Source organism: Leisingera sp. ABM4_103 (assembly GCF_056158685.1).
The window spans coordinates 1-18,606 of record NZ_JBSWTU010000002.1 but is presented as its reverse complement, the minus strand read 5'-3'; the positions used below and the strand labels follow the sequence as shown (position 1 = coordinate 18,606).

The window sequence follows — 18,606 nt, the reverse complement described above, 5'->3', positions numbered from 1 at the left end:
AGAAAAGAGCCCCCCAAAGTTTCCCCTGGAGAGCCCTCATCATTCGATTAGCACTCATGATGTAGCAACCTCCAGCAAACCGGTCAAGAGTCACCGATTCGGTGGACGGGTTTTTATTGCCTTTTTCTGAGCGAAATCTCGGGAAGAGACTGGGAAGTTGTGGGCCGAACGGTCGTCGTGAAGAAACCATGGCATTTACAAAACTATCGATCAGAACCGCTGATGCTGATGCATCACGCGGCTCAATTTCTGCGGCTGAAACCGACATCTGGACCATCTTCAGGGCACTAAGAGATGCACGTAGCGTATTCGGTCTGCGTCCTGGCCATATCCAAACACTTCAAGCCATGCTCAGTTTCTTGAAGCCCGGCCATGGCGAAACGGTTTTCGCGTCCAACGACTCGATTTGCCAGCGCGTCGGCGGAATCGACGAACGGACACTCCGCAGGCACATCAACCGCTTCGTCGAACTCGGGTTCATCAAACGCAATGACAGCTCGAACAGAAAGCGCTACCGCGTTCGCTCATCCAGCGGGGAATGCATCAGCTATGGACTGTCTCTAACCCCCCTCCTCCAACGTGCGAGCGAGCTTATCGCCATCGCACATGAGATGGAAAATAACCGGCGGGATCGGATATTTGTCCGCAAACAGATCCTGACAAAGCTCGCCCATTTGGAAGAGCATGATCCCAGCAACACATTCATCAACCACGCACGGAGAGCTCTACGCAGGAAGCTGAGCCTTACCGAATACCACGCGCTGCTCGCCGACACGGACAAAGAATGCCAGACTTTGTATACCCCAGATAACCCACCAGAAACTGTGGAGTTGCCCGCCAATGACGGACAAACTGTCCGGCACCAATCTATGTCTGAAGAAGAAAAAAAAGATTTAGATAGCAACACAGGCAATGAAGCTCTGAAACCAGACTTGCTAACCTCAGTCTGCGATCAAGCGACATCGTTCTCCACAGAGAGACTTAGAGACTGGTTGGACATTGAAAACCATGCTCGAACTCTTGCACCCATGATGGGGATTCACCCAGAAACATTTGAGAAAGCCAAGAATGCAGTAGGAGCTCAGAAAGCGTCATGCGCGATCTTCATCATGCTACAACTTGGACAACGCATCAGGGATTTTGGAGCGTACTTTCACAGTATCACCTTGGGCCAACGTCAAGACCAGTTTGATCCAGTGGCTTTGATCAAGCGTCTATCCAAAACTGCTATGCAAACCGCCTAGTGTCCACCGCGGTGGACGTCTGGCCATCAACTAGTCCAATGACGCGCGGTCTCGCCACATGCATCAAAGCGACAGAGCCAAATTCCACTAGGGCGATACTACACAGTCAATCCATGTACCTCCGACCCGCCGATGTCCACCGCGGTGGACAGATCCGGCACCAAGTCTCACAACTCACATGCGCGACAGCCGCTTTTCGTCATCCACCACTTCCAAAGAACCCTTGTTGGCAGTCCAGGCCCACAGGACGATGTTGAAGTCCGTTGATGACGCACCCTTCGCAAAGCTTTGGATCAGAAGCCCCGCAAACCGATCTGCTATAAGGGCGCGTGCTAGCTCCTGTGTCGGTACCAATTGGCCATCGAGCATCTTCATGCGCCATGCAGAGTCGGCAAGCATCGCCTCGGTCACACCATACCGTTCGAGCTTGTCCTGATCGCGGGTATCGAAAATAGGCCCAAGGTCGGCTTTGTAGGACACCAGGATCGTGGGTTGCAGGCTGCCTACCTGGTTGGCTTCTCTAAGAGCGGTCGCGGGATCCAGCGAGGTGTAGAGGGCAGGGGTGCCCTTGGCGTTAAAGCGCCCTCCATAGAGTTCAGCGCCTCGTCCGGACAGAGGTTCACGCGCATAGACCGGGTTCAGGGCGCGATAGAGTGGCCCTGTGTAGCGTCCATCTTTCAGCGGCATCAGGCAAAGACGCCCGCATCGACCGCATCGATGTATTCCAGAACTTGCTGAGCTTTGCCTTCCTGCACCAGCTGCATGGCTGTCCGGCCATCAAAGCCGGGCAGGGGCTCTGACCGGTACCATGCATAGGCCATCAGTTCCGAGCCGAAGCGGGGCTCAACTTTGTTCAGCACCTCTACCAATTCGCGCAGGCGGCGCTGCGTCTTGTCCGAACCGATGCGGGCTCGCCTCTGCAACGCGTCTTTGCCCAAGCCGACGGTCAATGCGATCTCTTCTGCTGATGTGCGTAGCACCGCGGCGATCTTGCGCGGTTCGAATTGCCCAGCTTCAGCAAAGTTCGTGATGTGCATGATCTATGCTCCTACGGTGATACTGACGGTATATAGCGGCAACATCGCTGAAATTCAAGCTGACAGGAGGCGCTGCGCCTTCGTTTCCCGTGCTTATCCGTAACGCTGCAGTGCTCTGAACGAAGCAAATCCTGATCTTTGGGCCTGAGAGGTCACCGTTGGAGCGCTTTTGCCGATCGAGAACGTCAGATAAGCTATTGATAATATGAGAAAGACTGCAGCAGTCGGGCCGGAGTTGCCGATATGGCTTGCCGATCTTGGATCGAAACCGCCACTTACTGCATGCCGTCACTGGGGTCCGCGGTGGTGTCGGACCCTCGGCCGTTACCCCGGACCAGTTGGCTGCTGAAAAGTAAAAGTGTCCTTCGGGTTTTGTGACTGACGGATGAGGGCCTTTGGGGTCCCTCGGATGGGTCCGGACCGGATTCCGGTCTGTCTTTCCTAATGAAGGGCATTCTAATGGAAACAGGTGTCTTGCGCGTGCTCCGCACAACCGCCGCCTCCTGGTGGCGGCATAGAGAGCTGCGCAGAACTGGCCAGACGGCGCTATCGCGGCAACTCGAGCGCGAGACCGTCCTGCGCGATCTTGGCTACCTCAGGCAGGCGGCATTATTGCCAAACGCGCATGTGATCTGCGGGGAGGGTGGGACGTTCCTTCATCTCGGCTGGACCACAGTGTCGACTTTCGCGCCGATCGAACGCTTTCCCTTGGCCGCTCTTGCGGTCGCACGAGGGACCCCGTTCATCGATATCCGACCCGTCACCGATGTTATCGCATTCGCGAACTTGCCGCGGGTGGCGCGGGACAGATCTGTCGATCCTGACCTTTCAGGTGCCGGCAGGTGCGTCTCGCTGACCACCTACATCGACACGGTCGAGCGGCTCGGCGCGAGGATCGTCAACGATCCGCGGCCCCGTCAGTCAATCTGATCACCACTCCCTCTCACAAACATTCGAAAGGAGGCCAGCCATGGCCCGATCCCCCACGCCCAAATTCGATGCCTCCGAGGTCATCACAAACGAAATCGTCCGCATCATCGAGCGCGGCGTCCTGCCGTGGCGCAAGCCCTGGACCGCAGGCGGCAGCTCACGCCCCCTGCGCGTGGGCGGCGAACCCTACCAGGGGGTGAACAACTTCCTGCTGACGATGCGGACCGTGATGGCGGGCCACAGCTCTCCCTTCTGGATGACTCTGCCTCAGGCCAATGCGTTGGACGCAAAGGTCCGCAAGGGCGAGAAATCCTCTGTCGTCGTCTATTACGGCCAAAGCCGGAAAGACGCGGGCGGCGAGGACGACCGCAGCGATGGCGATGATCGCTCCGAGGAAGCCCGCATCTTCCGCTTCCAGAAATCCTACCGCGTGTTCAATGCCTGCCAGATCGATGGCCTGCCCGACAGCTTCTTCCCAGACCCGGAGCCCGCGCCCGAGCATCCGCCGTCCGAGCCCATCCCGCACATGCAGGCGTTTTTCGATGCCATCGACATCACGACCGTCTTCACGGGCACGGAGGCGTACTATTTGCCCCCCGTGGACAAGGTCTACATGCCATCCATCACGCGGTTCCAGGACCCGCGCAATTTCTACGGGGTCTGGGCGCATGAGCTGGCCCATGCCACGAAGGCCCGGCATCGACTGAACCGTGATTTCGGGTTCTCGAAGTTTGGCAACACCTCTTACGCGCGCGAGGAGATCGTCGCGGAATTGACCTCGGTGTTCCTGGGTCAGACGCTCGGCTTTACGGCGCATACGCTCGAGATGAATGCTGCCTACCTCCATAACTGGTTGCGCGTTCTTCGGTCGGACAAGGGTGCGATCTTCAAGCACGCCGCGGATGCGCAGCGCGCCTGTGATTACCTGATCGCCAGATCGGAGGCGGGCAGGGCAGGGGGCCGAGCCAAGGCCGCCTGACCACAGGGAGAACGGAGACGCCCATGTCACGTAAGGAACCCAAGACGCTGCGGGTGGCCTGCTTCAACGACGGCCGCCGCAAGATCATCACCTTCAAGCACGGCGCCTATTGGTGGAGCCCGTCCGAGGGCGCTTATCCGCTCTCGGCGGCACTTGAGACCATCAAGCACCAAGGCGGCTGGATCGAAACCATCCCCAACCCGAATTACAGACCCAAGCGATTGTTCGGGTAGGGCCCCTTCTGCTTCTGTCCTGCCGCCAGGGGGAAAAAGAAAAAGCTGGCTTTTGGAAGGGTGTTTCAACTTCTCAAAGGAGCACCCCATGTCCATGACAGGACAACCCCAGACAGACCGCCCTGATCCGAGTGTGATCGCAGCGCAGAACGACGCGTTTCGCAAGCTCGCGTGCCTCGGTGTGCCAACCGCCCAGTCTATTCAGGGCCGCATGCATGTCACCCGCTCAATTATGAATGCCGGTGACGGCTTCATGGCCGAGGCGGTGAAGGCCACGGGCATGTTCGAGACCTTCGAGCCCGAGAACGATCCCGAAGGATGGCATGATTTCGGGGCGGTCGAGGTCCGCGGCGAGACCGTGTTCTGGAAACTGGATTTGTACGAAGCGGATTCCGACTTCCGCTATGGCGCCGAGGCCCCGGACAATCCCGCCACCACCATGCGCGTGCTGACCATCATGCTGGCGCGCGACTGGTAGGGGAGGGGACACCCCTCCTGACAGCCCAGGCGATGAAGGCCCGCTGACCCCTCAAAGGGAGAGTGGGCCTTTTGTTGTGGTGATCCCTGAAGACGGGGATTGGCCGCGCATCTGAATGCGCGGGCCGCTCCAAACCCACCGAAAAGGAAACGCCATGACCACAAGCTTCAAACCCGTCTCCGTCGCCATCGGCGATCTGGTCTCACATCCCGCCAATGTGCGCAGCAACTCGCCGGAAACCTATGATCCTGAGAACATCGCCCATCTGAAGGCAAGCATCGCCGTTCTGGGTCTCCTGCAGCCGCTCATGGTCCAGAAGCTCGACGGCAAATATGCTGTCCTCGCCGGTGGCCGTCGGCATGCCGCGCTGAAGGAGCTGGTCGCGGACAGGGCCGCGAAAGGCTTCACGGCGAAGGCCAAGATCGACTGCCGTCTTGTGCCAGAGGATTGCGATGTCACCACGGCCCTGTCGCTCGCTGAGAACATCACCCAGGCGCCGATGAATGCCATCGACGAGTTCGAGGCTTTCGCGCGGATGATGGAGGTCGACGACCAGACGCCCGAGACGATCGCAAAGACCTTCGGCACCACGGTGGCGGCCGTGAAAGGCCGGTTGCGCTATGGCCTAATCCACCCCGACATCCGCGCCGCGGCCCGGGCCAAGACGATCACGCTCGACACGATGAAGGCCTTTGCGGAGCATCCGAGCCAGGAGGTGCAGCGCGAAGTCTTCGAGGCGCTCACCAAGGAAGATAGCTACCTGCAGGCCTATACGGTCCGCCAGGCGCTCAAATCCCGCGGCGTGCAGGTCAGTGACGATATCGGGGCCTTCGTGCGCGCGGACTACGAGGCGCGGGGCGGCGCTGTCGCCGCTGACCTTCTGGAAGAGCATTCCGTGCTCGAAGACGCCGCGCTGGTCGAGACCATCCTGCTCGAGAAGCTCGGTGCCGCCGCCGAAGAGGCCCGCATAAAGCTGGGCTTTGCCTGGGCCGATGCCATGGTCCGCTATGATTACGCGACCATGGCCGACTACGGCCGCGTTTATCCCGGCCCGATCGAGCCTGATGAGGCTGCGCAAAAGCGCATCGATGAGATCACCGCCGAGCTTGAGAAACTGCAGCTCGAGATGGAGGATGAGGGGCTCGAGGACGGTGCCTACAACGCGCTTTACGAGCGCGTGGACGCCTTGGAAGAGGAAGCCCGCGACCTGCAGGAGGCCTACAGCGCCGAGGACCTCGCGCGGTCTGGGGTAATCGCGTCCTGGTCGGGCGGGCAGGTGACCCTCCATGTTGGCCTCGTCCGCCCGGAAGACACCGTCAAAAAGGAGGGCGCGCGCGGCTCCTCGGCTAGCCCGACCGGGGAGGAGGCCCCAGACGCCGGCGAAATCACCTATCCGGCCTCACTGGCTGAGGACCTCAAGACCGAGCGAGCCATGGCGCTTGGGGCCGCGATGGCGCTGCATCCGGAAGCTACGCTCGATCTGACGCTCTTCAAGCTGGTGAGCGACGTTCTGGCCAGCGGCATGAGTGTCACGCAGGCGATCAAGATCGATGCCCGCAAGGAATACCGCAGCCATGCCAAGATGGACGAGATCGACGCAACCTCGCTCGAGCAGGTGGCGGCGGCGCATGAGGCGCTGGACCTCTCCTGGCTCGATGACACCCGCGCGCCCGCCGATCAGTTCGCGGCGTTTCGCGCGCTGGAGGCAGGCGAAAAGGCCAAGCTCGTGGCCTATGCCACGGCCAGCACCACGCAGTCCTGCTTCGCGCGGGACCGCCAGCGCGACAGCCTGATGCATGCGTTCGAGATCGAGATCATGCCCGACATCCGCTCCCACTGGACGCCGAATGCGGCGCTCTTCAACCGCTTCAAGAAGGCTTGGCTCCTGAAGATCCTCGGCGAGGATCTGGGTCTCGCCCAGGAGGCGGTGACGCTGGCCTCGTCGAGCAAGAAGGAGATCGTCGCCTTTTGTGACAAGCTCTTCGCCGAGCCCTTCGCCACGCTCACGGACGCGCAGCGCGCTGCCGTGGCCGCCTGGTGCCCGCCCATGATGCAGACAGCCGGTGTCGCCTGTGATGAGGCGGAGCCCGCGGCGGAAACCCCGGAGCCTGACGGCGACATCGCGCAAGCGGCCTGAGTCCTCACGCGACCCGCGCGTGGACCATGCCGCCCGCGCGGGTCGACCCTTCCAAACCGAACAGAAAGACATCCCCATGGCTATTCTCAAGTTCTCTGCCTCCGCTGTTGCGGCGCAAATCGCACATGCGCGTGCCTGCAAGACCTTCCTGCCCAACTGGAACGGGCCCGTGGACAGGCCGGCCCTGATCCTCATCGTCGGCAATGGTGTGCATCTGCGCTCAAACGGCATCGATGGCACGACCACCCGTATCGTTACCACCGAGCAGGCCGATCCCTCCTTCGCCTTCGCCGACGGCATGAACCCGTTTCGGGACACCGACTGGATGGCGCAGCGCCGCATGGCGTTTCGCGATCTGACCGGCCAGTTTTACACCGACATCCTGGATGACGTGCAGGTGCTCATCGACCGGGGGCGAGGGGCCATCCGGCTCGCCACCGATGGCCACAGCATCCGCGTCTTCGTGCGCCGGGCCTCGGACTATCTCATCGGCGGGACCTACGAAGTGCCCTCGGGCCTCGGTGGCACCTTCAGGGTCATCCTCAAGGATGCCTGCGACACCTTTGCGATCGTGCAGAACTGTGGCAATTGCGAGGATTTTGACGCCATGCAGCCCTACCGCGTGCCGCTCGATGCGCTGATGGAAATCGATGACCGGAGGGCGGCGTGATGGGTTGGCTCTTCTACACCGACGGCCGCGTCCAGACCTACGCGGATGAGAAAGCGGAGATTGCTCGGCTGTGCACCTTCGAGGGCGAAAGGCGCAAGACGGAACTGGTCAAAGCCTGCAAGGTGGGTTCGACTTGGTACGCGGCGGCAAAGGTCACAAATATCGACGGCACCCCTGTCGAAGACACGACCTATGTCACCGATGCGGATGGCTCCATCACTTTCGCCGCCGTATTCCTTACCCGATATGATGACGGCTGCTGGGGCTACAAGGACATGGAGGAAAGCGCGGGACCGGTCGAATCCCGCGCGCCACTGAGCCTATTGGCCCTGCTGTCCGAGCTGAAAGACCCAGACAGCTATGCTCATGCCTGGCGCCAGCGCTGCCAGGACTGGGCTGCGATCCCGGACTACGAGGAAGGCGACAAGATCAAGCTCGCCACCCCTGTGACGCTCACCGATGGCAGTACCTGCCAGATTGTCACCGCGACCCACTACAGGCGTGGGCGGCAAAAGCGCCGCTGCTACCGCATCGAGGAAACTGGTGGGCTCGTACGCCTGTCGAAGGCCTCGCTTGCGGGCTCGGAGCTGCTCAGCTCCACGAAAGGTGCGGCTAGCCCGGTGCTGGCGGAGTTCCTGGCGGGGCGAAATTAGGTCCTGCGCCGGACGGTTCATCGACCTGCCCGGCGACAGCAGATGCTGCGGCTTGTCTTGACAAGGCAATGCAAATGCATTACCTATCGCGGGCAGCAAAGCCCCTTTTCTTCAGGAGACTGCCATGACAGCCCTCGCACAAGATGTCTCGAAACTCACGGATCGGTATCAGACGACCGTGCCGGCGGGTGTGCGCAAACAGCTCAAGCTGGGCAAGGGCGACCAGATTCGTTACTGCACCGAGCCGAGTGGCAGGGTCTATATCGAGCCCGTGCGCAGCGACGAGGAAGATCCCGTGCTCGGAGCCTTTCTCGATTTTGTCGAGGCCGATATCAAGGCGCATCCGGACCGCATTCGGGCTTTCGATGGGGCTTTGCATGACCGTCTTGCAGCACTGGTCGGAGACGTTGATGTCGATCTCGATGCGCCGCTATCGCTCGAGGATGAATGAGCGGCGATAGCGTGCCCGCCCAAGCGCCCCTTGTCGTGAATGGATGGTCGATTTATGCGCACCCACTCTTTCTGGACCAGCTCGAAGGGCTGGTCGAGGAGGTAGAGGCGCGTAAGGCTCGCGATCCCAAGACCTGGCACAAGAAAAACCCGACGAAACGGCTGGCCGCCATCTTCAAGCTGGTCACCGAGGCCATACCTGCAGATCCGGGTGCCGCCGCCTTCCGGCAAGGCGGCACACTCGGCGATCACCGCAAGCACTGGTTCCGGGCGAAATTCTTCCAGCAGTATCGGCTGTTCTACCGGTTCAACAGCGATGCGAAGGTCATCGTGGTGGCATGGGTGAACGACGACAAGACCCTGCGCGCCTATGGCAGCAAGACGGATGCCTATGCGACGTTCAAAGGGATGCTGGAAGATGGCAACCCACCTGACAATTTCGACGCGCTCTTGAAAGAAGCTGCAGCGGCAGGCAAGCGGTTCGAGAAATCCCTTGAAGCGGTGCCCGATCGGTAAGTGGGCCAGCTTGCTATGACCCTTTGGCATTATCATTTACGACGCCACGCTCGAAGATGTAGCATCGGCTGATAATGCGGTCGGAGAAAGCACAATGAATGAGACGGAAAAGGATAGGCAGCACCTCGGTCTAGAGGAGCAATGCGCGCCTGACCTGACGGGGCACCGTTTCCCAATTGCTGTGCGCGTTGCAGACATGCCCGATGACCTCGGCAAGCTGCTGGATATCGGGCTCGAGGAGCATTTCCGTGGCCGCTGAAGCGAATTCTTATGACACGTGGTTTTGCGCGCAGGTGCAGGCCGCGCTGGAGGATGCACGCTCGGGAACATCTCAGGTTCAGGTGATGCAGGCCGCACAGGCATTGATTGATGCGAAGCGGCAGGTCGAACCCAAGTCCTGACCAAGCCTTTGAGGTCGGCGCGGTCTGACTACGTCACCCTGAAAAGCGAAAGCGGGCTTTTTGTCCTTTGGAACTCAGACCCTGATCCAAAGGAAAATCCCCATGTCCAAACCCAGAACGGCCAACCCGGCTCTCGCAATCTCCGAAGCCGATCTCGCCTCTGCCCTCGCGCAAATCGGCACGGAGGTCGATGACCAGCCCCTGCGCAGTTCAGCGCTCGCGCGTATCATGCGCGAGACGTTTCATGGCAGCGATGCCGGTGGCGCCTGGGACTGGCGCATGGCCTATGACATGATGCAGGCAGCGGCTGTCCAGGTGCTGCTGCGTGGGAACGGCGCGGCAGGTGACACCGCCGCTGCAAGGCTACTTGCCTCACGGCTCCTGACGGAAACCCGCCGGTCAGAGCAGCAGATCCGGCTACAGCAGTTTTCCACGCCGCTGCCATTCGCGGCGCTGGTTTTGCGGGCCGCGGCGATCCGCAAGGGCGAGACCGTTCTGGAGCCCTCGGCTGGCACCGGTGCCCTGGCTGCTTTCGCCGCCCGGGCCGGTGCCACGCTTCTGCTCAACGAGATCGACCCCTTTCGCCAGCGCCTCCTGCGCGCGGTTTTCGGCGGCGAGGTCACAGGCCATGACGGCGAGCATATCGATGATCTGCTGCAGACGCCGGTTCTACCCGAGGTCGTGGTGATGAACCCGCCCTTCGCCTCCTCGGTCGATCGCTCCCGAGACAAGCACATCGCCGCCAAGCATCTCATCGCGGCTGCAAAGCGCCTGGCACCCGGCGGGCGGCTGGTGGCGATCATGCCGCCGGGATTCACGCCCGAACGCGATGCCGCGCATTGGTCCCGCGCCTGCGGTCTCCTGACGCCGCGATTGGCGCTGACGATGCCGGGACAGGTCTATCGCAAGCTCGGCACCTCTGTCGAAACCCAGCTGATGGTCTTCGACAAGGTGCAGGAGGACGGCGAAATGATCCGCGCCAGTGTCCGGGACTTGGATGAAGCCCTTCCTTTTGTCGACGCAGTTGCCGCGACCCGGCCCGAGATGCGCCCCGTCCAACGGGCTGAAGCGATCCCTCATGCGCGACCGATCGTTCCATCATCTGCCCCGCGCAAGACCGCTGCTGCGCCTGTCGCCGCCTCCAAATCTCGGGCCAATGCCGTTGTCCCGCTCACTTTCAAGAGCCTCGATATCCCGCGCGACAACACGCCCATCTCGGACATCTATGCGCGCTACCGTCCGCAGCGGATCGAGATCGCGGGTGCGCAAGAACATCCCACGCCGCTCGTCGAGAGCATCGCCATGGCCTCGGTTGCCCCGCCCATGCCCTCAAACACGGGCAGTGATGACTTGCGCCTGCCCGCACGGTTGATCGAGGAGGGACATCTCTCCGAGGCGCAGCTGGAAACCATCATCATGGCGCATGACGCCCATGGGCGCGACCTGCCGGGTCGGTTCGCGATCGATGACGACCAGACCAAGCTGACGCGCGCCGATGATGATCCAGACGCACGTGCCTATCGCCTTGGCTATTTCCTCGGCGATGGCACCGGTTGCGGCAAGGGGCGCGAATGCGCGGGGCTCATTCTCGTGAACTGGCTGGCCGGGCGCAGAAAGGCGATCTGGGTTTCCAAATCCGCCACGCTCATCGAGGACGCCATCCGCGACTGGACCGATCTCGGCGGCTCGCCAGCCGACATCCAGCCGCTCTCAAAATGGAAACCGGATCAGCCCGTCCCGATGGGCGACGGTATCCTCTTCGTCACCTACGCCACGCTGCGGTCCGCGGGCAAATGTGGCACCACGCGACTGAGCCAGACCCTCGACTGGATGGGCGAAGACTTCGACGGCGTACTGGCCTTTGATGAGGCCCATGCCATGCAGAACGCGGCCGGGTCCGAGCAGGGCAGGGGGGTCAAACCCTCCCAGCAGGGCCTTGCAGGCCTGCGGCTGCAACTGGCAGCACCCCGCGCTCGCGTCTTCTACATTTCGGCCACGGGTGCCACGAGCGTGCACAACCTGGCCTATGCCGCGCGTCTTGGTCTCTGGGGGCAGGGGCCGGAATACCCCTTCCCAAGCCGCGAGAGCTTCGTTTCTGCGATGGAAGCTGGCGGTGTCGCCGCCATGGAGGTGGTCGCGCGCGATCTCAAGACGCTCGGCCTCTACACGGCCCGCGCCCTCAGCTTCGATGGCGTGGAGTATGACGTGCTCGAACACGCGCTCACCCCGGCCCAGATCGAGATCTACGACGCCTATGCGGGAGCCTTTCGCACAATCCACCACAATCTCGAAGCCGCTTTGACAGCCACCGGCGTCAACGATGCCTCGGGAGAGACCAATGCCTCGGCAGCACGCGCCTCGGCCAAGTCCCGCTTCGAGAGCACAAAGCAGCGTTTCTTCAATCATCTGCTGATGGGCATGAAGGCCCCGACCATCATCCACGCCATCGCGGACGATCTGGCGGCAGGCAAGGCTTGCGTCATCCAGGTGGTCTCGACGGGTGAGAGCCTGTTGAAGCGTCGGCTTGAGACGATGGACCCGGAGGATGAACTCGTCGAGGGTGCCTTGACGCCACGCGACTATGTTCTCGCCTACCTCGAACAGGCCTTCCCGATCCATGCCCAAAAGCTCGTGGAGATCGACGGCAACATGGTGGCTGAGCCGCTTCGGGATGAAACTGGCGCGCTGGTCGTCTCGCGCGAGGCGCTCGCTCTGCGTGACGCGGCCATGATGGAGTTGATGACGCTGGCGCCGATCCCCTCGGCGCTGGATCAGATCCTCTGGGCCTTTGGCGACGAGGCCGTCGCAGAAGTCACGGGCCGATCGATCCGGCCCCTCAAGGCCGAGGACGGCCATCTCTTCATCGAAAAGCGCAGCCCCAGCAGCAATTCCTCCGAGACCCAGGCCTTTATGAACGGCGAGAAGGATGTCCTGATCTTCTCCGATGCGGGCGGCACGGGCCGATCCTATCACGCGGCCCAAACGGCGAAGAACCAGAAGCGGCGGCGCCACTACTTGCTGGAGCCTGGCTGGCGTGCCGATGCGGCGATCCAGGGGCTGGGGCGCACGCATCGATCGGCCCAGGTCAGCGCGCCTTTCTTCCGGGTCTGCACCTCCGATGTGCATGGCGAGAAGCGCTTCACCTCGACGATCGCCAAGCGCCTCGACCAGCTGGGGGCCTTGACGAAGGGCCAGCGCGAGACCGGCTCGCAGGGCATGTTCCGGGAGGAGGACAATCTCGAAAGCCCGATCGCGCGAGCGGCGCTGCGTGGGTATTTCGCCGATCTTGCCGCCGGGCGCGCCGAGGCGATGAGCTACGAGAGCTTCACCGACTGGACGGCCCTGCGGCTGATCGACAAGGACGGGGTGCTCCTTGAGGAGCTGCCGCCGATCCAGCGCTTCCTTAATCGGGTGCTGGCCCTTCCCATCCACATGCAGAACGCGCTCTTTGCCGAGTTCATGCGCCGGATCGCTGATCAGACCGAACGGGCGCGCGCGGCGGGCACGCTCGATCTCGGCGTGGAAACCCTGCGCGGCGAAAAGATCGAACAGGTCTCGACCGAGGATCTCTGGACCTGCCCGAAATCCGGCGCCGTGACGCGGATCATCGGGCTCGAGGTGACGGACCCTGTCCACGTTCTTGGGGCCGAAGAGGCTATATCGCGCAATCTGGACAAGACCACGATGGTGAATCGCGCCTCCGGCCGCGCCGCGCTCATTTCGGCCCGCCCCATGCAGATGTATGACGAGGATATCGTGACGCTGATGCGCAAGGCGGTGCGGCCAAACGGGTCTAGCTATCTCGAAGAGGCTCGGTTCACGTCTTCGGCCTGGGAAGACATCGACAGGCCCGAGTTTGCAAAGCTTTGGGATGCCGAGGCAGCGTCCCTGCCAAAAACCACCACAACCAAGCTCTACCTGCTGACCGGGCTGCTGTTGCCGATCTGGAAGGACATCCCGACCACGAATGAACGCATCTACCGCGTCACGCCGGACGGGGCGACCGCCATGATCGGGCGCACGCTGAGCGAGGAAGGGGCGGCCGCGCTGCGCGCCAGCTTCCTCGTTTCTAACCCGCAAACGCCACAGGAGATGCTGACTGCGGCTCTTGGCACCACCACGCCGGTCGATCTGGGCCGGGGTCTGACGCTGACCCGTCGCCGGGTCGCAGGCGAGATGCGCCTTGAGCTGGGCGGTGCGGACAAGGGCATGATCGAAGGCCTCAAGGCCATGGGGTGTTTCACCGAGATCATTGCCTTCCAGCTGCGGGTGTTCCTGCCGCATGGGGACGGGATCGACACGGTCAGCATTCTGGCCCGGATTGTGGGGCAGGGAACCAGCAACGCGGCAGACCAAGCCGCCTGAAAAGCCAAAGCGGGCTTTGGGTCGGGCGTCGCGGATCGGGATTTGGCCGGTCTGCGCTTTCCGGGCGCGCGCTGACCAATGCGACGCCTGGCCCCCCAACTTCTGATAAGAGGACAGACCCATGACCAATCCCCAGATCGACTATGCCGCAATGGCGGCTCAGTGGCGCGCCGAGCACGAAACCACCCTGAAAGCAACCCGAGCGGAACTGATCGTGCAATTGCGCGCGCTTGGCATCAACGAGGTCACCGCCGAATACGAAGGCTATGGCGACTCCGGCAATGTCGAGGACGTGAATGTGCAGCCTGCGGAGGTCCAACTGCCGGAAGCGCTTGTCACCGCCGTGGGCGATTTCGCCTGGTCACTCGCCTATCACCATCATCCGGGGTTCGAGAACAACGAGGGCGGCTACGGCACGCTGACCTGGGACATTGCAGCAGACAGCATCACCCTCGATCACGCCGACCGCTACGTTGAATGCTCGCACAGCTATGACGACGGGCTTTGAGATGGCCCATCCGCTTCATCATGCTGAAAGCTCTGCCCGGAAATTCGGTGGGGTGCCATCTGACTATCAGGACATCCACGACTGGTTCGACGCCTCGAAAGAACACCTCGCCCTCTTCACGCACCGCGCCTTGCGTCATCATGCTCAAGGCCTGTTCGAGGCCGAACGTGTCTTCGGTCTGACCCTGACCAATAGCGCGGGTCGGGACATCCCCGTGCGCTGGATCGGCGAGCAGCATGTCCGCGAAGACTGCCAGGGCCGCATTCCGAGCATGGCGGACTGGCTGCGACGGATACAGCCTGAGCCATGGATGGCCAATGGCCATATCGAGCAGCACCTCAGCGGGGAGCCCTGCGGCGATCCAAGGGTTGCTTGGGCATTCGAGGTGGCCGCCGGAAGAACGGTTCTCGGCCTGAAAGATTGGATGGCGGCGCGCGCGACGCAAGCCACGCAAAGCGCCTGACAGCTCTCGGTCGTTTGCCAAACGAATGCTGCATAGAAGCCCGGTCGGAAGATCAGGCTTCTTGCGTCGTTTCCCCAGCAATCTTTTTGAGGAGGATCACATGACATTCGAAGACATCAAGGCGGCCGTCGATGCCGGTCAGACCGTGCACTGGGCCAATACCGGCTACGTTGTCCACAAGGACCGGCTCGGTCAGTACCTCATCACCTTTGTGCCGAACGGTAGCTGCATCGGCCTGACCGACCGGAGCGGGCACCGGTTGAACGGAAAAGAGGCGGAGTTCTTCATCGCGCAATCGAAGGACAGCGCGGAAAATCCGGGTAGCCAATCAAGACCAGACGGGCAGGGGAGGGGCGCAGCACCCGAACGCGCGGGGGCATGCCCACTCGGACGGCAGCTCTGACCCGTGGGCGGGGCTGAAAGGAAAGCAAGCTTTCTGGTTTGTGATCCCAGGAGGGGTCGAGAAAGCAATCCCGGATGCGCTGGCAAGAACGTCAGGCACCGGCCAATCCAAAAGGAACCATCCCATGTTCGCAGGAACCCTCACCCGCAATGTCGAGACCGCCGCCGCCGAATACACCGGCATGATCCACTCGACGCGATTTGACATCGCCATCCAGCTTGAGGCACGGGCCAAGATGTCCGCGCGCAGCCCGGATTATGACGTGACGGCGATCAACAAGTCGGGCCGCAAGGTGCGCATCGGCACGGCCTGGAACGAAACCGGCAATACCAGCGGCAACCCCTACATCTCGATGCAGATCGATGTCGGCCTCGGCCCTTTCCGGGTCAACGCGGTACAGACGAAAGAAGCGCGCGCGACCCAAAGCGGCGCATTCGAGATCATCGCGCTGGTCTCTAACGGCCTGATGAAATCCGGCTCGATCTCGGGCGAGCTCACCGCTATGGACGCCGACAACGCCTTCACCGGCTACATCGCCAACATGATGTTCGATCTGGAATTCATGCTGATCGAGAACAGCTATAAATCCGAGGAGACTCACCCCGATTACCGGATCGAGGTCAGCTCGCCCCGGGGCACACCGATCCGCGTCGGCTCGGCCTGGATGGCGAGAAGCAGCCGCACGGGCAATGACTACCTGTCGCTGCTGATCAACACGCCCGATGGCGACCTGCGCGTGAACGCCGTGCAGAACGAAGAACAGCGCGGTGGGCAGACCTTCTCGATCATCCCGTTCATCGACAGCGGTGAGCAGCCGCAGGATGCAGGCACGGGGCTGTCGTTGGTCGCCTAATCGGCGCGCGAGATAAAACGATACGAACCGAAAGGGGAGCCGTGGGACCACGGTTCCCCTTTTTCCATGTCTGGCGGTACGACGCACACATCTGCTTGCGATCTGCTGAATATGATATACGATAATATATTATTGAGAGGACGAGGGTAGGCACATGGTGGCGAGACTGGGAAAAGCTCCGTGGTTCGAGAGCTTTGATGTAGACGCCGAGGTTGAAGAGCTTCTTGCTCATATCGTGCGTTGCACCGGATTTGCGCTGCCTGAACGACAGCGTGATGTCATCATGACCCATGCAAGGTCGAAGCTCGACAGGACAAGGCAGGCATATCTGGACGCCAAGGCAGGGGTCTGCTCCGGCTCAGTGCTAAATCCTACGTTAAGCAAAACCGGTCGTTCCTTCTCGATACAGCGAACGGCAGTTCAGAGCCCATACTGTGAATCCGGTTTTCATGCTGCGCGCGCTCGCAGCGCGCCGATCTGCTGCACTGCCGAATTTCTTTCTTTGCATGGCAGAGGAGAATGCAGCCATTACGGCAAGCCGCGGCAAATTTGAAACCTCGAATTCACGGGTCGCGGACAGAGCGGCCAATCAATCCATCCGACTCAATGACCATTTTTGACCAATTGCGAAAGCCCCCATTTAGACGCTCCTTTCCCCACCTCATGCCGTCTTTAGGGAATCCGTAAGCTGGTCAATGGTCGCCTCGTCCGTGCGTCCGTTGGTGACACAGGCCCGCAAAACCGGTTTTCCCTCGAACATCGCCTTGGAAATCCAGAACCGGCCATCTGCGTGAACCGCATCAACATAGCGTTGTACAGCATCGTGTCCTTCCGGTGGCACCATGCAACTTACTCCCATGAGAGACCTGTTTGCCTGCGACCATCCCGCCTTTTTCAGATTTTCCGTGAAACGGTTGGTCAGCCGAATAGTGCGTTCTACGTGGTCGCCGTACCCATCCCATCCGGCGGCCCCAAGAGCGAGGAACAGGCGCAATCCAACGAAGCGGCGCGACCATTGGTTGGAATTCACATAGAAATCCTTGGCTGCCTCGCTATCAGGCATGTAACTGGCCGAGATACGGAAAACCTGTGCAGGTATGTCAGGGCGTGAGGTCAGAAACATTCCAGCCCCCATCGTGGTGGCGAACCATTTATGTGCGTCAACCGTGATCGAGTCCGCCCGTTCAATGCCATCCAACACAGATTGCCCTGCCGTGCTGGCCATCATCGCGCCACCCCAGGCCGCGTCAACGTGAAACCACATGCCATGTTTCTGCGCCAATGCACTGCAAGGTTTGAGCGGGTCAATCATCCCGGCATTCGTGGTGCCAGCCGTGGCCACGATCAGGACCGGAACGCAGCCGCTTTTCAGATCCTCATCAATGGCGGTCGCAAGACAACCCACATCCAACTGGCCCTGACCATCGGTTGCGATTAATCGAACGGCGTTGCGCCCGATGCCTGCCGAATGCGCCATCTTCAACCATGCAAGGTGGCTTTCCTTCGAGACGTAGATCGTCGGCTGACCACTGAATTCATAGATGCCCTTGTCGCTGTAATCCGGACATTTCGCCTGCAAGGCACATAAAACAGCCGTCGAATTGGCCTCGGCACCGCCACTGGTAAAATGCCCTCCGGACCCTATGGGAAGTCCTGCGCGTCGGGCCACTTCATTGATGACATGCTGTTCGATTTCGACGGCAGCAGGCGCATGAGAATACACACAGATTTGCGGATTGAACATCGACGCGATCCGATCTGCACATTCTGCGGCAAAGGTAGGTGCCGGATTGAACAGGCCAAGATATCCCGGATGAGTCATCTGCACACTGCCAGTTTCGAGCGCATCAATCACCCAGTCCATCAGCGGTTCAAGATCTTCCACCTGCTCAAACCGCTTGGATTTCAACTCCTCCAACCAATCAGGCGTTAATTCCGCCGAGGTTGCGTTGCGACTGGCGTAGTCACGGCGAGCTTGGTTGAGGCGCTCGGTCAACGCGTTTTCAGCGTCCATCAGTTGGTCAAAGTTTGGGAAGAGTGCGTCGCGTCCGTGCATCGGGAAATCCTGTGATTACTTTTGAGGGGAAATACCGATATTGAAGTCTTCCATCGACCCGAAACATGCGGTTTTGCTCGGATTCTATTGCAAAGCTCACGATTCTGATGCGGATCAATGGCGGCTATTCGCGCATCGCTTCAATATGTGCGAAGCGCAGAATTGGTCACTAAGGGCTCGGAGCGGCCCAATGCATCCGCGGCGTGCCCCAAAGAATAGGCGACCTGACA

General features: G+C 60.9%; 21 protein-coding genes. 18 read left to right on the top strand and 3 right to left on the bottom strand.

The window, feature by feature from the left end; all coding sequences use genetic code 11:
- The first annotated feature begins 188 nt into the window (after positions 1–188).
- Entirely contained in the window at positions 189–1,244 is a 1,056-nt protein-coding gene (gene repC, locus ACXAED_RS00205) for a plasmid replication protein RepC (RefSeq protein WP_085870099.1), read from the top strand.
- A gap of 174 nt (positions 1,245–1,418) precedes the next feature.
- Here repC and ACXAED_RS00200 read toward each other — a convergent pair whose 3' ends face one another.
- Positions 1,419–1,931 (bottom strand): RES family NAD+ phosphorylase, encoded by a 513-nt coding sequence (locus tag ACXAED_RS00200; RefSeq protein ID WP_043754138.1) that lies wholly within the window; start codon positions 1,929–1,931, stop codon positions 1,419–1,421.
- Entirely contained in the window at positions 1,931–2,281 is a 351-nt protein-coding gene (locus ACXAED_RS00195; RefSeq protein ID WP_027264271.1) for an MbcA/ParS/Xre antitoxin family protein, read from the bottom strand. Before ACXAED_RS00195 ends, ACXAED_RS00200 begins: the two co-directional genes overlap by 1 nt.
- Before the next feature lie 444 nt (positions 2,282–2,725).
- On the opposite strand from ACXAED_RS00195, the gene ACXAED_RS00190 reads away from it, so the two are divergent.
- The 17 genes from ACXAED_RS00190 (at position 2,726) to ACXAED_RS00110 (ending at position 16,873) form a co-directional block, all read left to right on the top strand.
- Complete coding sequence (locus ACXAED_RS00190; RefSeq protein WP_043754136.1) at positions 2,726–3,211, top strand: hypothetical protein; 486 nt, start codon at positions 2,726–2,728, stop codon at positions 3,209–3,211.
- A 40-nt stretch (positions 3,212–3,251) separates the two neighbouring features.
- Positions 3,252–4,190 carry an ArdC family protein gene (locus tag ACXAED_RS00185; RefSeq protein WP_475046039.1) on the top strand — a complete coding sequence of 313 codons (939 nt, stop codon included), beginning with the start codon at positions 3,252–3,254 and terminating at the stop codon, positions 4,188–4,190.
- Positions 4,191–4,213: 23 nt separating this feature from the next.
- Complete coding sequence (locus tag ACXAED_RS00180) at positions 4,214–4,423, top strand: DUF6330 family protein (protein WP_043754132.1); 210 nt, start codon at positions 4,214–4,216, stop codon at positions 4,421–4,423.
- Positions 4,424–4,511: 88 nt separating this feature from the next.
- The gene (locus ACXAED_RS00175; protein ID WP_043754131.1) at positions 4,512–4,901 is read left to right on the top strand and encodes a DUF3768 domain-containing protein; all 390 of its coding nucleotides are present in this window, start codon (positions 4,512–4,514) and stop codon (positions 4,899–4,901) included.
- 154 nt (positions 4,902–5,055) lie between these two features.
- The gene (locus ACXAED_RS00170; protein ID WP_043754129.1) at positions 5,056–7,038 is read left to right on the top strand and encodes a ParB/RepB/Spo0J family partition protein; all 1,983 of its coding nucleotides are present in this window, start codon (positions 5,056–5,058) and stop codon (positions 7,036–7,038) included.
- A 76-nt stretch (positions 7,039–7,114) separates the two neighbouring features.
- Positions 7,115–7,708, top strand: a complete 594-nt coding sequence (locus ACXAED_RS00165) for a hypothetical protein (RefSeq protein WP_025042408.1) — start codon at positions 7,115–7,117, stop codon at positions 7,706–7,708.
- Entirely contained in the window at positions 7,708–8,361 is a 654-nt protein-coding gene (locus tag ACXAED_RS00160) for a DUF6927 domain-containing protein (RefSeq protein WP_024099305.1), read from the top strand. The genes ACXAED_RS00165 and ACXAED_RS00160 overlap by 1 nt, the downstream gene beginning before the upstream one ends.
- Positions 8,362–8,485: 124 nt before the next feature.
- Positions 8,486–8,812 carry a type II toxin-antitoxin system PrlF family antitoxin gene (locus ACXAED_RS00155; RefSeq protein ID WP_005668772.1) on the top strand — a complete coding sequence of 109 codons (327 nt, stop codon included), beginning with the start codon at positions 8,486–8,488 and terminating at the stop codon, positions 8,810–8,812.
- A complete protein-coding gene (locus ACXAED_RS00150) occupies positions 8,809–9,327 on the top strand; it encodes a type II toxin-antitoxin system YhaV family toxin (protein ID WP_024099306.1) in 519 nt (172 codons plus the stop codon). The genes ACXAED_RS00155 and ACXAED_RS00150 overlap by 4 nt, the downstream gene beginning before the upstream one ends.
- Positions 9,328–9,421: 94 nt before the next feature.
- Positions 9,422–9,586 (top strand): hypothetical protein, encoded by a 165-nt coding sequence (locus ACXAED_RS00145; RefSeq protein ID WP_009819683.1) that lies wholly within the window; start codon positions 9,422–9,424, stop codon positions 9,584–9,586.
- On the top strand, positions 9,576–9,728 hold the full coding sequence (locus tag ACXAED_RS00140; protein ID WP_043754116.1) for an antitoxin PaaA2 family protein: 153 nt from the start codon (positions 9,576–9,578) through the stop codon (positions 9,726–9,728). Before ACXAED_RS00145 ends, ACXAED_RS00140 begins: the two co-directional genes overlap by 11 nt.
- Positions 9,729–9,830: 102 nt before the next feature.
- On the top strand, positions 9,831–14,093 hold the full coding sequence (locus tag ACXAED_RS00135; protein WP_274838966.1) for a strawberry notch family protein: 4,263 nt from the start codon (positions 9,831–9,833) through the stop codon (positions 14,091–14,093).
- A 121-nt stretch (positions 14,094–14,214) separates the two neighbouring features.
- Positions 14,215–14,601 (top strand): DUF6878 family protein, encoded by a 387-nt coding sequence (locus tag ACXAED_RS00130; protein WP_028288608.1) that lies wholly within the window; start codon positions 14,215–14,217, stop codon positions 14,599–14,601.
- Position 14,602: 1 nt separating this feature from the next.
- Positions 14,603–15,064, top strand: a complete 462-nt coding sequence (locus ACXAED_RS00125; RefSeq protein ID WP_028288607.1) for a DUF6915 family protein — start codon at positions 14,603–14,605, stop codon at positions 15,062–15,064.
- Positions 15,065–15,164: 100 nt separating this feature from the next.
- Positions 15,165–15,467 carry a hypothetical protein gene (locus ACXAED_RS00120; RefSeq protein ID WP_028288606.1) on the top strand — a complete coding sequence of 101 codons (303 nt, stop codon included), beginning with the start codon at positions 15,165–15,167 and terminating at the stop codon, positions 15,465–15,467.
- Positions 15,468–15,591: 124 nt separating this feature from the next.
- Complete coding sequence (locus tag ACXAED_RS00115) at positions 15,592–16,320, top strand: DUF736 family protein (protein WP_475046035.1); 729 nt, start codon at positions 15,592–15,594, stop codon at positions 16,318–16,320.
- 154 nt (positions 16,321–16,474) lie between these two features.
- Positions 16,475–16,873: a hypothetical protein gene (locus ACXAED_RS00110; RefSeq protein ID WP_475046034.1), complete on the top strand. Its 399-nt coding sequence runs from the start codon at positions 16,475–16,477 to the stop codon at positions 16,871–16,873.
- Between the two features lie 108 nt (positions 16,874–16,981).
- Here ACXAED_RS00110 and ACXAED_RS00105 read toward each other — a convergent pair whose 3' ends face one another.
- Entirely contained in the window at positions 16,982–18,376 is a 1,395-nt protein-coding gene (locus ACXAED_RS00105; protein WP_475046032.1) for a pyridoxal phosphate-dependent decarboxylase family protein, read from the bottom strand.
- Positions 18,377–18,606: the final 230 nt, after the last annotated feature.

Excerpts from the sequence above, each read along its gene's own strand:
- repC (WP_085870099.1), top strand. The coding sequence starts at position 189 with ATGGCATTTACAAAACTATCGATCAGAACCGCTGATGCTGATGCATCA.
- ACXAED_RS00200 (WP_043754138.1), bottom strand. The coding sequence starts at position 1,931 with ATGCCGCTGAAAGATGGACGCTACACAGGGCCACTCTATCGCGCCCTG.
- ACXAED_RS00195 (WP_027264271.1), bottom strand. The coding sequence starts at position 2,281 with ATGCACATCACGAACTTTGCTGAAGCTGGGCAATTCGAACCGCGCAAG.
- ACXAED_RS00190 (WP_043754136.1), top strand. The coding sequence starts at position 2,726 with ATGAAGGGCATTCTAATGGAAACAGGTGTCTTGCGCGTGCTCCGCACA.
- ACXAED_RS00185 (WP_475046039.1), top strand. The coding sequence starts at position 3,252 with ATGGCCCGATCCCCCACGCCCAAATTCGATGCCTCCGAGGTCATCACA.
- ACXAED_RS00180 (WP_043754132.1), top strand. The coding sequence starts at position 4,214 with ATGTCACGTAAGGAACCCAAGACGCTGCGGGTGGCCTGCTTCAACGAC.
- ACXAED_RS00175 (WP_043754131.1), top strand. The coding sequence starts at position 4,512 with ATGTCCATGACAGGACAACCCCAGACAGACCGCCCTGATCCGAGTGTG.
- ACXAED_RS00170 (WP_043754129.1), top strand. The coding sequence starts at position 5,056 with ATGACCACAAGCTTCAAACCCGTCTCCGTCGCCATCGGCGATCTGGTC.
- ACXAED_RS00165 (WP_025042408.1), top strand. The coding sequence starts at position 7,115 with ATGGCTATTCTCAAGTTCTCTGCCTCCGCTGTTGCGGCGCAAATCGCA.
- ACXAED_RS00160 (WP_024099305.1), top strand. The coding sequence starts at position 7,708 with ATGGGTTGGCTCTTCTACACCGACGGCCGCGTCCAGACCTACGCGGAT.
- ACXAED_RS00155 (WP_005668772.1), top strand. The coding sequence starts at position 8,486 with ATGACAGCCCTCGCACAAGATGTCTCGAAACTCACGGATCGGTATCAG.
- ACXAED_RS00150 (WP_024099306.1), top strand. The coding sequence starts at position 8,809 with ATGAGCGGCGATAGCGTGCCCGCCCAAGCGCCCCTTGTCGTGAATGGA.
- ACXAED_RS00145 (WP_009819683.1), top strand. The coding sequence starts at position 9,422 with ATGAATGAGACGGAAAAGGATAGGCAGCACCTCGGTCTAGAGGAGCAA.
- ACXAED_RS00135 (WP_274838966.1), top strand. The coding sequence starts at position 9,831 with ATGTCCAAACCCAGAACGGCCAACCCGGCTCTCGCAATCTCCGAAGCC.
- ACXAED_RS00130 (WP_028288608.1), top strand. The coding sequence starts at position 14,215 with ATGACCAATCCCCAGATCGACTATGCCGCAATGGCGGCTCAGTGGCGC.
- ACXAED_RS00125 (WP_028288607.1), top strand. The coding sequence starts at position 14,603 with ATGGCCCATCCGCTTCATCATGCTGAAAGCTCTGCCCGGAAATTCGGT.
- ACXAED_RS00120 (WP_028288606.1), top strand. The coding sequence starts at position 15,165 with ATGACATTCGAAGACATCAAGGCGGCCGTCGATGCCGGTCAGACCGTG.
- ACXAED_RS00115 (WP_475046035.1), top strand. The coding sequence starts at position 15,592 with ATGTTCGCAGGAACCCTCACCCGCAATGTCGAGACCGCCGCCGCCGAA.
- ACXAED_RS00110 (WP_475046034.1), top strand. The coding sequence starts at position 16,475 with ATGGTGGCGAGACTGGGAAAAGCTCCGTGGTTCGAGAGCTTTGATGTA.
- ACXAED_RS00105 (WP_475046032.1), bottom strand. The coding sequence starts at position 18,376 with ATGCACGGACGCGACGCACTCTTCCCAAACTTTGACCAACTGATGGAC.